Here is a 283-nt window from a genome sequence, read left to right as displayed (position 1 = left end):
CGATGTCGCCGCCGCGCATCCTGGCGGCGCTCGATGCGGAACGGGAAGGCTGAGAGGTATCCAAGCTAGGGCAAGGTGTGTTGAGATTCAGGTCAGGCCGAGCCGAGAATGATGGCTTCCGAGCGGCGAGGCGATCGCCGCGATGACGGCTGTGCCCGGCATCGGTCCATGGACGGCCGGCGGGAATTTCATCGCGTTGGCGAATCTTTCGAGATCGGCCTCGGCGCTATAGGCGAGCGGCCGCAGCACCATGACGTCGCCCTCGTCATTGAGAAGCTTCGGC

At 64.7% G+C, this 283-nt stretch carries 1 pseudogene; it reads right to left on the bottom strand.

Annotated features, from left to right (window positions below):
- Positions 1-180: 180 nt before the first annotated feature.
- A pseudogene (locus EN869_RS34110) lies at positions 181-283 on the bottom strand (tRNA 2-thiocytidine(32) synthetase TtcA); the annotation flags it as partial.

Source organism: Mesorhizobium sp. M2D.F.Ca.ET.226.01.1.1 (assembly GCF_004022705.2).
Lineage (GTDB): Bacteria > Pseudomonadota > Alphaproteobacteria > Rhizobiales > Rhizobiaceae > Mesorhizobium.
The sequence above is the reverse complement of the archived record's forward strand: the minus strand, read 5'-3'. Positions and strand labels throughout refer to the sequence as shown.